The organism is Streptococcus sp. 20925_1_69 (genome assembly GCF_041432365.1).
GTDB lineage: Bacteria > Bacillota > Bacilli > Lactobacillales > Streptococcaceae > Streptococcus.
Genome location: NZ_JAPVZL010000002.1, coordinates 13,064 through 25,116 on the forward strand (window position 1 = coordinate 13,064; position 12,053 = coordinate 25,116).

Below are 12,053 nucleotides of genomic sequence, written 5' to 3' on the forward strand. Positions count from 1 at the left end.
CATTATTGTTCCTTTAATGATTTATGAAATGATACCGGAAAATAGCTGTTCTGCGGTTTCTATTGCGAGTTTTCTTGTTTATTTTAGCACTTATGTCATCATATTACAAGAGAATGTTAGAATACTCTTCGAAAATCAAATGAAATACGGAATCTAAGAGAAACAGTTCTTACTTTTCCAGTCGCAAATGACTAGAGTTTCAGCAATTTTATATTTCTCAAATAGACTCTGAGCAAATTTCTTGCAAGTCCTTTTGTTTTGTTGTAATATATTTCATAACAACGAGAGATTTCTCGGAAATTTAAGAAAAAGGAGACACATCATGTCTAAAAAAGTATTATTTATCGTCGGATCACTACGCCAAGGTTCTTTCAACCACCAAATGGCGCTCGAAGCTGAGAAAGCACTTGCTGATAAAGCGGAAGTTAGCTATCTTGATTATTCAGCCCTTCCTCTCTTCAGCCAAGATTTGGAAGTTCCAACACATCCAGCTGTAGCTGCTGCTCGTGAAGCAGTTCTCGCTGCGAATGCTATCTGGATCTTCTCTCCAGTCTACAACTTCTCTATCCCTGGAACAGTAAAAAACTTGCTGGACTGGCTATCTCGTGCCCTTGACTTATCTGATACACGTGGCGCTTCTGCCCTTCAAGACAAGTTTGTCACCGTATCATCTGTAGCCAATGCAGGTCACGATCAACTCTTTGCTATCTACAAGGACCTCTTGCCATTTATCCGTACACAAGTCGTTGGCGATTTCACTGCTGCACGTGTCAATGACTCTGCTTGGGCAGATGGAAAATTGGTTCTCGAAGAAACAGTTCTAAACTCACTTGATAAACAAGCTCAAGACTTGATCAATGCGATCAAGTAACTAATATAATAAAAGCGAACAAGACTACTTTTCTGACACTCAGAAGACTAGCTTGTTCGCTTTTTTCTCATTTATAAACTAAAATAGCTGATGATACCTATTGTCAAATAAAAATATCTTTTCATACTTCCTTTACAAAAACCAATTCCTGTGGCTGTGACAGATCTTCTCGGTAGGTAAATCCTGCAAAGCTTAAGCGACGAGCTTCCTCAACCGTCTGTACTTGATTTTCTATCAGGGCTGTCAGGAAAGCACCACGCGCTTTCTTGGAAATAGTTGAGTGAATTTTCAGCTGACCACCTCTATCCTCCATGAATTTGAAGGTCACCATCTTTTCTCTAGTTTCCTTAGAAAATACAGTCTCAAACTCGGACGACAAGAGAGAGAAAATCACTTCTTCCTGCTTCACAGCTTCATCATAGGCTGCCTTCCAATGGCTCTTCAAAGTCTTACCAGCGACTTTTAATTTCATCAAAAAATCCAAACGGTGAGGTGCCATAGGTGACAAGGCTGGAACAACACCGTACAAAGCCGAGGTAATCAAGACATGAGTTTCAAGATAGGCTTGTTCTGCCTCGATCAATTTATCTCGCTTGATATGGCGGTACATAAGCCCATCAAAAAGTTTCAAGGCTGGGTAGTGTTGAGCAGTTTGCCTTTTCAAGGCTTGGATATTTTGAAATTCTTCCGCTGCCTTCTCAGCTGATACCTTGTAAAAATTCTCCAATTGACTAGCAGAATAGAGAGCCAAGGCATCCAGCACGGCCTGACTTTCTGGTTTTAAAGGATTTGCCTCGATACTTAGCAAATCTGTGTTCATTTCTTTTGCTGTTGGGATTAAAATTTTCATATTAATAGTGTAGCATATTTTTTTGCCACTACCAAGAAATTCATCTGAAAAACCTCGGTTTGACCGAGGTTTCTCTGTTTATTTGAGCCATCCTAACCAGACAGCCACGAGAACAAGGGCTAGGCCAGCTAAGCTTGTTAAGATAGATAAGAATTTATCTTTTTTCTCCTTGAACTGAGAAAAACCTATCTTCAAAGCAAACAATCCAAGTAGCATTGAAGCAAGCATCACATAAAAACCCATTTGTTTGTCCTCCATTAGTCTTAATTTACCTTATTATAACATATATTTCTTAAATAAAGCTTTTTTACTGCACTTTAAAGGTCTTGAGATAATTGTCTTTTCCTACTTGACCTTCGAAGGTTTTACCATTTTCAAGGTAAGGAAGATCATCTGATACAGACGCCTTAACCTTATAAATCTTGCCATCAACTTTAAAGAAGTAGACAGTATCCCCCTTGATAACAGCTGATTTGAGGTCTGCTACCACACCCTTGATGCTTTCTGTTGTTTCATTATCAATTTCAAGGTCGTTTTTATTGGCGTACTTGCTGAGCAGCTCTTCCACTGTCGTAGCTACGATAACATTTTGGTACTCGACTGCGTCTACCAAAGCGTACTCTTTGACCAAACCAGCATTGTCCTTCAAGCCCATGATGTAGAGAGGCTTGTCATTGAGGTTGATGAGGATTGGGAAGGTTGCCTTATAGGATTTCTCCTGAACAGCACCTTCGGCTGATTCACGGGCTGATTCTTCGGTCGCAGAAGCCAAGCTGTACTTCGTGATTTCTCCTGTCCGCATATTTTCTAGGATAAAACCAAGATTACTTTCATCTGCATTGGCCGATGTCACACCTGTGTAGAGGTAGATGTCATTACCGATAGACAAGTAATTATAGCCCTTGGTAGTCTGGGTCACGTTTTTCTTGGAAATCATAGCATTCCAGAAACCGTCCTTGTACTTGCCGTTGTAGTTGATTTGCTCGATAGTTTCCTCAGCTGGATAGACCCTGTCCACCCATTCTGGAACATCTGATAAGCTGTATTCCTTGGTCTCTCCATTTGTGGCGTCCAAGATAATGACTGAAACAGGACGAGGAACCGCTAAGCCAAATTGCTTTTGGTAAACCGTCGCTACATAGAAAGGATTGCCCTCATCGTCCACCTCAAAAGATGGAGTCTTGAAGATTTTAGTTGGGTACTTCAAGCGCAGGTGGCGTTTGACATCGCGGTTAAAATACTCTGAGTCCGAATACTTGATTGGTGTCTTCAAGTCCACCAAGTCCGCATTCCCGGTTACCATGTCCACCTTGATATACTCGCCGATTCCCTTGGACTGATTGTTAAACCACTTGATAGGATCTGCGTATTCTAGTGGCGTAACTCGATAAGGTTTCCCATCAATCGTCAATTGGGTATAGGTGTCTGCCGCTACGTACTGCGACACCTTATCTGTTAGGGAACCCAAGTAGCGGTCACCAATTTTCTCAGCAGTACTTCTATCTAGAATAGGAACCTTACTGGTATCAGTCTTAGGAAATTCAGTAAAGTCTTTTTCCGTAACCGTGACTACATTGGCATAATTTTTAGCCTGAAAAATGCTGGAAGTCACCAAGGAAACCAAACCTGCCAAGAGAAGAATTCCTCCAATAGAAGCTAAAAGAACTTTCCCTAACCGATTGATTTTGAAACCCTCAAAATTTAAAGCAGCTTCCGCCTTGCCGTGGCGCACATGAACAGTTTTGACCAGATTTATTCCCTTGCCAAAGCCAAATAAGACTGCCACAAGCAGCAAATGTCCACAGAGGAAAAAGAGAAATTCCCAGCTGGTCAGATTAAGAGGCGGTAAAAAGATATACCAGGTCGTTGCGATAAAAATAAGTTCGAAGACTATTCGTTTCATTTGCTTTCCTCCTAAATGATTCGTCCTTCCAAATGATCCAGTTCATGCTGGCAAATCTGAGCTGGAAATCCCGTCAAGGTAATGGTCTGTTCCTGCCACTTGCTGTCACGATAGGAAACCCTTATGGTTTCATAACGGGTCGTCGGTCTCACACCCGTCAAGGACAAACAGCCTTCTTCTGTCTCATAAGGTCCTTCAGAGGACAGGAGCACTGGGTTAAACATGACCATGGGAACCAAGCCAAGATTAAAGATAATCACGCACTTCTGCACCCCAATCATATTGGCAGCCAGCCCAACACAGGTCTCACGATTTGCTAATAGTGTATCCTGTAAATCTCTAACAAGATAGAGATCATCCTGACTTGCAGGCTGAGACACCTGAGATAAAAACAAAATATCCTTCACAATTTTCTTTTCCACTTCATCACACTCCTCTTGTTTTTTTACTATATTATAGCAATTATAGCACAAAAGCTGATAACTGCAAGCCCTTTCCCTCAGCTGTAACAAAAAGCCATCCGAAGATGACTTTTTTTAAATCGCATTCTTATCAAAACCGAGTTTACGTTGAACAAACTTAACAATTTCGACGATGATAATCATTGAGAAGCTTCCGCCCATGACGATTCCCCATTGAGACAAGTCTAGTTTGGTTACGTGGAAGATTCCTTCAAGCGGTTCTACGACGATTGTTGCCATGAGAAGGATGAAGGATACCAAGATAGACCAGTTAAAGGTCTTAGACTTGAATGGTCCAACTGTCAAGATGGATTGGTAAACAGATTTCACATTGTAGGCATGGAAGAGCTGAATCAAACCAAGGGTTGCAAAGGCCATAGTAAGGGCATCTGCATGAATAGCATGATTGTCACCCACATGAACTGGGTAAGCAATCGCAAGACCATAAACACTCATAACAATAGCTGCTTGGAGTACACCTTGATAGATGATAGAACTCAAAACACCACCTGAGAAGAAGCTTGCCTTGCGTCCACGTGGTTTATGGTTCATGACACCTGGCTCAGCAGGTTCAACACCCAGAGCGATAGCTGGGAAGGTATCCGTTACCAAGTTGATCCACAAGAGATGAACTGGCTGTAAGACGTCCCAACCAAACAAGGTTGATAGGAAGATGGTTAATACTTCAGCAGTATTGGCAGAAAGTAGATACTGAATCGTCTTTTGAATGTTTGAGAAGACCTTACGTCCTTCTTCAACTGCGACGATGATGGTCGCAAAGTTATCATCTGCAAGGATCATGTCAGATGCCCCCTTAGAAACCTCTGTACCAGTGATTCCCATACCGATACCGATGTCGGCTGTTTTCAGAGCTGGCGCATCATTGACACCGTCACCTGTCATGGCAACGACTTTACCTTGTTTTTGCCAGGCCTTAACAATACGAACCTTGTGCTCTGGAGACACACGGGCATAAACAGAGTATTGACCAACTACTTTTTCAAAGTCTTCATCAGATAGTTCGTTGAGTTCAGCACCAGTTAAAACGTGGCCTTCTGTATCATTTGCATCGATGATTCCCAAACGTTTGGCAATAGCTTCTGCAGTATCTTGATGGTCACCCGTAATCATGATTGGACGGATTCCAGCTTCCTTAGCCACACGAACAGCCTCAGCTGCCTCAGGACGTTCAGGGTCAATCATCCCAATCAAACCAGTAAAGATTAAATCATTTTCAAGCTCTTCAGAAGTGAGATTTTCTGGAATGCTATCAATAATCTTATAAGCACCTGCAAGGACACGCAAGGCTTGGTGGGCCATTTCAGAGTTGTTTGTATGAATGAGGTTTGTAACCTTCTCATCAATCGGAGCAATATCCCCAGCCTTATCACGAAGAACACAACGTTTCAAAAGTTGGTCTGGCGCACCTTTGACTGCTACAAGGAAACGACCATCTGGCAATGGGTGAACCGTTGACATGAGCTTACGGTCAGAGTCAAATGGTAACTCAGCCACACGTGGATATTTCTCTAAGAAACCTTTGACATCGTAACCCTTATCCAAGGCATATTGGATGAAGGCTGTTTCGGTTGGGTCACCAATCAGGTTGCCTTCCACATCAATTTTCGTATCATTTGCCAAGACAACTGAACGAAGAAGCGGCATTTCAAGACCCAGTTCAATGTCATCAGCTGAGTCATGTAGGACTGCATCGTAGAAGACTTTTTCGACGGTCATCTTGTTCATAGTCAGCGTACCAGTCTTATCAGAAGCGATGATTTCTGTTGAACCAAGAGTTTCTACAGCTGGCAACTTACGAACAATAGAGTTACGTTTAGCTAAAACTTGAGTACCAAGGGCAAGAACGATAGTTACGATAGCTGGTAGCCCTTCTGGAATGGCTGCAACGGCAAGCGCAACAGAGGTCATCAACTCACCGAGTGGATTTTTACCTTGAATGAAAACACCAACTACAAAAGTAACAAGTGCAATAACCAAGATAGCATAGGTCAAGACCTTAGAAAGGTTATTCAAGTTTTGTTTGAGGGGTGTATCAGTCTCATCAGCGTCTTGAAGCATACCTGCGATGTGACCGACTTCAGTATACATCCCTGTATTGACAACAACACCCATACCGCGACCATAGGTTACGTTAGAGTTTTGGAAAGCCATGTTGACACGGTCACCAATACCAGCATCTGCAGCAAGTTCAACTGTCAAGTCTTTTTCGACTGGCACAGACTCACCTGTAAGAGCTGCTTCTTCTATTTTAAGAGAGTTGGCTTCTAGCAAACGTAGGTCTGCTGGCACCACGTCACCTGCTTCGAGAGCAACAATATCTCCTGGTACCAATTCTTTAGAGTCAATCTCCGCCATATGCCCATCACGAAGAACGCGGGCAGCTGGACTAGACATGGATTTGAGGGCTTCGATAGCTTCTTCTGCTTTTCCTTCTTGGTAAACACCAAAGGCAGCGTTAATGATAACCACGGCTAAAATGATAATGGCATCTGCGATATCTTCCCCACCAGAAGTCACAACTGACAAGATTGCTGCTGCAACTAGGATGATAATCATCAAATCCTTAAATTGCTCGATAAATTTGACCAGAATTGATCGTTTCTCACCTTCTTCGAGTTCATTGTGGCCAAATTCTGCAAGGCGCTTTTCCGCCTCACTTGATGACAAACCTTGCTCGGTCGCATCCACAGCCTTCAAGACCTCTTCAGGACTCTGAGTATAAAACGCTTGGCGTTTTTGTTCTTTTGACATGTGTCTCCTCCTTGACATTGTGTGCAAAACAGACTCTCTTTTCCCTCATCGCATCTTTTCGCGACAAACAAAAAGAGACCTGTTAATCATAACAAGTCTCGCTGTTTAAGATAGTGCCGGAAAGCATACTTTTCAGTATAAAATTCGGAATGACGACACTATCACAGGTTTCTGCCAGCTACTCCCTTGAGTAGTACTATTATACCAAATTTTGAAAAGTTTTCAAGGATTAAAAATCCTATGAAATTCTATCCTTGTCAAAAGTACGGTCACTAATGATATATCTCGGACGACGTTTCGTTTCTAGATAAATCTTTCCAACATACTCGCCAATTACGCCCAAACTAATCAATTGAACCCCACCAAGTAAACTGACTATTGCATAAGTGCTGGCCCACCCTGCCACAACCGAACCAGCAAACTTGCTCCATAAAACCCAAATAATCAATAGAAAGCTAAAGAGTGACGTCAAAACACCTAGACTGGTAATCAACCGAATTGGTTTGATCGATAAACTGGTAATACCATCCATAGCCAAACCAAGCATTTTAGATAATGGATAATGGCTCTCACCAGCAATTCGTTCATGGCGTTTATATGAAACATAAGAATATTTAAAACCCACTAAAGGCATTAAACCACGAAGAAAAAGATTAACTTCAGTGAATTTTTCTAATTCCTTCAAGAATCTTTTAGAAACCAATCGATAGTCGGCATGATTAAAAACAACTTCTGCTCCAAATAGGCGTAGCACCTTATAGAAACCTTCAGCTGTAATTCGTTTAAAAGCAGAGTCCGTATCACGGTTATCACGTACACCATATACAATTTCAGAACCACTTTTATATTCTTCAATCATTTTGTCCATACAATTGATATCATCTTGCCCATCAGCATCGATGGTAATAACAATATCAGCAAACTGAATAGCCTCATACATACCTGCAAGAACACTACTTTGATGCCCCCTATTACGACTTTGTGACACACCAACCACATAAGGAATAGATTTAGCATAACTTTCAATCAGTTCCCAAGTCCGATCCTTACTACCATCATTTACATACATGATTTTACTATGGGGATGTATTTCTTCTTTCTTTACTAATTGCTCAATTTTTTCAACAAACATTGGATTAGTATGGGGTAAGACTTGCTCTTCGTTGTAACATGGAACAACTATATATAGAATTGGCTTCTGTCTACTCATCTCTTTCTCCTAATCTTTTTATCCCAAAAGGAAAGTTAGTTCCTCTAAACATCCTGACTATCAATTCACAGCCAAAAATTGTTAATATAACTACAAAAACTGTCGTTATATATTGATTCACAAAAATTCCAGTATATTTAGTAGACAACTCTTTGACTAATTTTTCTACCAATACCAGAACTATCGGAGAATGCACTCCATAATAAATCAATGTTTTTTGTCCAATTGATTTCAATATGGAACTCTCTGGTAGTGTTTTAAAAAATATAAGAACACTCCAAATTCCTGAAATAGCTGCCAAATAAAATAAGAAATGATTCCCAATTTGCTGATAATACAAATCAACAATTTGATAGCCACTCAATCGATAGTTTAGTTTACTACTGTAATTGGTAAGAATAAGTCCTATCGGTAAAAAGTAAATTGAAAAATACTTTTCTAATTGATGTAAATTATTTTTAGTCCACACTCCTAAAAAGATAAAAATCATAGCAACAGGAACTAAATCAATATTCCAAATTAAATAATACTCCCTCTCATATACCTTCTGTCCGAGATAAACTAAAACCAAGAGAGATAGGATTATTATCACCCACTGTCCCAAATTCCATCTTCTCTTTAAAATAAAGTAGCTGAAAACATGAGCCAAAAACAAAACATTCAAAAACCACAATTGAAAATAAATATGTAAACGATCTGAAAGCAGTAATTGTTTTATAAAATGAAGAATATTAAAACTTAAAACTTGATCAGGGTACATGACGAAAAGTTGAAACAGAAACACAAAACTATTCAACAAGAAAAATGGAACGACTAACCCCTTCAACTTATTTAAAAAATAGCCTGAGAAAGTTTCATACTTTCTAACATTCAAAGTAAAACCAGATAAGAAAAAGAACAATGGTATGTGGAATGCATAGAGAAGCAACTTAGCATTATTTGGAACGAAACTACTATGTCCAATGATAACTAATATAATCGCTAAACCTTTAGACATATCTATGTAACCAATTCGGTTCTTCATACTATCCTCCTGTTCCTAATTTTAATTGATAAACGCTCATATCTGAAGTTACAGATTCAACTTCTTCGAAGTAAACATCCTTTTGATAATGTTCTTTCATAATTTTTTTAACACTTTCCATATTCCCCGAGGAAGTGGACCAAAAGAAGAGAATATTCTGATTGTTGATTGCAGAAGACAACAGGTTTTCAGGTTCTTCAACTCCGTATCTCTTCATTTGTTGATAATAATGAGGAGAAAAAGTTTGCCAATTTCCCAGTGTTGTCGTATTTGTAACTAACTGATTAGATCTTAACTTAAATGTTGACAATGTGGGCTGTGAAGATACCAAAGTGTTATATCCACCGATAACAATAAGCTTATTCGAATTCCTTTGTACAAGAGACTGGTACTCTGATACTACTGACGATTGAATATAGGGAAACCAATACAGTTCTTGTCCAAGCTTATTTATCCATACTGTTCCTCCTAGTATTCCCACTATTTGTATGCTAAGGAATACCTTCCTCTTATCAAATAGTCTTCTTTTTTCATAAAATGATCGAGCATAGTAAATAAATACTAATAAGAAACATACTATTAGAGGGATATATACTCTCTCCACTACCCTCTGTCTAACAAAAAGAGCTCCAATTAAAAGTAAAGGGAAAATAGGTACAAACCACCCATATAGTTTCTTAGGTTTAAAAATCAAAAACCAACTAATCAGCATTAAAAAGAAGGTTGTCAGAATACTATTCTTAAAAAAATCTGATATCATCTGAGGCAGATTAAACGAGTATTTTTCTGAAAGAGTACGAACAGATTGAATGTTTGTTAAAAGAGTATTGCTTAAGGCTTTTTTTTCAGCAAATAACCAATAGGTGGAGACATTCAAATCATTCTCACTTACTCCCAAAGCTTCAAATTCATTCGCATGTCTTTGATACTCAATAGCAGGATAATCTCTCAAATTCGTACTTAGGGTATTCCATGTCAAATACTCCTGTACGTCAGCTTTCCCTAGTGTATATAGTTTATTGGAAGCAAAAATCAGTAAAATGACGCTAAATAATAAAACAATCTCTTTTCTTTTTTTAGAAGATATCCACTCGAAGAGCAGAAACGGTAATAAAAGTAAGATAAAACTAGATATTATTTGTGGTCTAATTGATAAACCAATGAACAATAATAATAGTCCTGAAATGTACTTTTTATCAAATAGTAAAAAAGTAGCCGCTGTAGTTGACAAATATGCAATAACGGAAAAAGAAAAATATTTAATAAGTATCAATTGAGCTATAAACACTATTGGAATCAAAAGATGCAGTTTTTTCTTATAAAAAAAGATTGCATAGACACCAAAACTAATACAGTAAATACTAACTAAAAAACAAAAATAAATATTCCAATTTGTAAAAATTTGTTGCAATAAAACTAAACCGGAAGATAACAGAATTCCCATATAAGGTAATAACATATTTTCCCCAGATAATATTGTTTGATTTACCATGATATCATCTACAACAGGATATTCAAAACCTCTCATTGATATATAGAAATAAAAAAATAAAAATGGCAAAAATAAAAAACTTAAGTTAAGTAGCCTACTGACCATATTTTTATTTATCATTACAAGCTCTCTTTCGAATAAACATTACCCTTCAATTATACCATATTTCCTTATAAAAAACTAGCTCACCTCCAACCTTGTAGGCCTATATCGTTTGAATTTTCCCTTGAAAACCAGTATAATGGTAGAATGCTATGTGACTAGAAAGGAAGTTGAATGAAGCAATCTATTTCAAATCTCAAGTTAGCTGAGCGTGGCGCCATTATCAGTATTTCGACCTATTTGGTCTTGTCTGCAGCAAAATTAGCAACTGGCCACCTCCTTCATTCATCCAGTTTGGTGGCCGATGGTTTTAACAACGTCTCGGACATCATTGGAAATGTGGCCCTCTTGATTGGGATTCGGATGGCGCGCCAGCCTGCAGACCGTGACCACCGTTTTGGTCACTGGAAGATTGAAGATTTGGCAAGCTTAATCACTTCCATCATCATGTTCTATGTCGGTTTCGATGTTCTAAGGGACACCATTCAAAAGATTCTCAGTCGAGAAGAAACGGTCATCGATCCTCTGGGTGCAACTCTAGGAATCATTTCTGCAGCGATTATGTTTGTGGTTTATCTCTACAACACTCGCCTCAGTAAGAAATCCAACTCCAAAGCACTGAAGGCAGCAGCTAAGGACAATCTTTCTGATGCTGTTACCTCACTTGGAACCACCATTGCCATCCTAGCCAGCAGCTTCAATTATCCGATTGTGGATAAACTGGTCGCTATCATCATCACTTTCTTTATCTTGAAAACTGCCTATGATATCTTCATCGAGTCTTCCTTTAGTCTTTCAGATGGTTTTGATGACCGTCTGCTTGAGGATTATCAGAAGGCTATCATGGAAATTCCCAAGATTAGCAAGGTCAAGTCCCAAAGAGGTCGCACCTACGGTAGCAATATTTACCTGGATATCACACTAGAGATGAATCCTGACTTGTCGGTTTATGAAAGTCACGAAATTGCAGATCAGGTCGAATCTATGCTGGAGGAACGTTTTGGCGTCTTTGATACCGATGTCCATATTGAACCAGCACCCATCCCTGAGGACGAAATTTTAGACAATGTCTACAAAAAATTGCTTATGCGCGAACAATTGATTGACCAGGGAAATCAACTGGAAGAACTCTTGGCTGATGATTTTGTCTATATTCGTCAAGATGGAGAGCAGATGGATAAAGATGCCTATAAAGCCGCAAAAGACTTGAATTCTGCTATCAAGGATATTCAAATCACTTCCATCAGTCAAAAGACCAAACTCATCTGCTATGAGTTAGATGGTATAGTTCATACCAGTATCTGGCGCCGTCACGAAACTTGGCAAAATATCTTTCATCAAGAAACCAAAAAAGAATAGAGAAATCCT

Annotated in this window: 10 protein-coding genes; 2 read left to right on the plus strand and 8 right to left on the minus strand. The window is 39.1% G+C overall.

Translation table 11 applies throughout. The annotated features are described in order from the left end of the window. The first annotated feature begins 322 nt into the window (after positions 1-322). On the plus strand, positions 323-871 hold the full coding sequence (locus O3601_RS01495; protein ID WP_371470590.1) for an NADPH-dependent FMN reductase: 549 nt from the start codon (positions 323-325) through the stop codon (positions 869-871). 121 nt (positions 872-992) lie between these two features. Here O3601_RS01495 and yaaA read toward each other — a convergent pair whose 3' ends face one another. The 8 genes from yaaA to O3601_RS01535 all read right to left on the minus strand — a co-directional run bounded on the left by yaaA (position 993) and on the right by O3601_RS01535 (position 10,703). Continuing rightward, complete coding sequence (gene yaaA, locus O3601_RS01500) at positions 993-1,721, minus strand: peroxide stress protein YaaA (RefSeq protein ID WP_371470592.1); 729 nt, start codon at positions 1,719-1,721, stop codon at positions 993-995. A gap of 78 nt (positions 1,722-1,799) precedes the next feature. Continuing rightward, a complete protein-coding gene (locus O3601_RS01505; RefSeq protein ID WP_371470593.1) occupies positions 1,800-1,964 on the minus strand; it encodes a YczI family protein in 165 nt (54 codons plus the stop codon). A 64-nt stretch (positions 1,965-2,028) separates the two neighbouring features. After that, positions 2,029-3,624: a hypothetical protein gene (locus O3601_RS01510; RefSeq protein WP_371470595.1), complete on the minus strand. Its 1,596-nt coding sequence runs from the start codon at positions 3,622-3,624 to the stop codon at positions 2,029-2,031. Positions 3,625-3,635: 11 nt separating this feature from the next. Continuing rightward, positions 3,636-4,046: a peptide deformylase gene (locus O3601_RS01515; RefSeq protein ID WP_371470597.1), complete on the minus strand. Its 411-nt coding sequence runs from the start codon at positions 4,044-4,046 to the stop codon at positions 3,636-3,638. Between the two features lie 114 nt (positions 4,047-4,160). After that, positions 4,161-6,857 carry a cation-translocating P-type ATPase gene (locus O3601_RS01520; protein ID WP_371470598.1) on the minus strand — a complete coding sequence of 899 codons (2,697 nt, stop codon included), beginning with the start codon at positions 6,855-6,857 and terminating at the stop codon, positions 4,161-4,163. A 238-nt stretch (positions 6,858-7,095) separates the two neighbouring features. Further along, positions 7,096-8,067: a glycosyltransferase family 2 protein gene (locus tag O3601_RS01525; protein ID WP_371470600.1), complete on the minus strand. Its 972-nt coding sequence runs from the start codon at positions 8,065-8,067 to the stop codon at positions 7,096-7,098. Beyond that, a complete protein-coding gene (locus O3601_RS01530) occupies positions 8,060-9,091 on the minus strand; it encodes an acyltransferase family protein (RefSeq protein ID WP_371470602.1) in 1,032 nt (343 codons plus the stop codon). Before O3601_RS01530 ends, O3601_RS01525 begins: the two co-directional genes overlap by 8 nt. Before the next feature lies 1 nt (position 9,092). Beyond that, positions 9,093-10,703, minus strand: a complete 1,611-nt coding sequence (locus O3601_RS01535) for a hypothetical protein (protein WP_371470603.1) — start codon at positions 10,701-10,703, stop codon at positions 9,093-9,095. Between the two features lie 156 nt (positions 10,704-10,859). Here O3601_RS01535 and mntE point away from each other — a divergent pair, with 156 nt between their 5' ends. Further along, positions 10,860-12,044, plus strand: a complete 1,185-nt coding sequence (mntE, locus tag O3601_RS01540) for a CDF family manganese efflux transporter MntE (RefSeq protein WP_371470604.1) — start codon at positions 10,860-10,862, stop codon at positions 12,042-12,044. Positions 12,045-12,053: the final 9 nt, after the last annotated feature.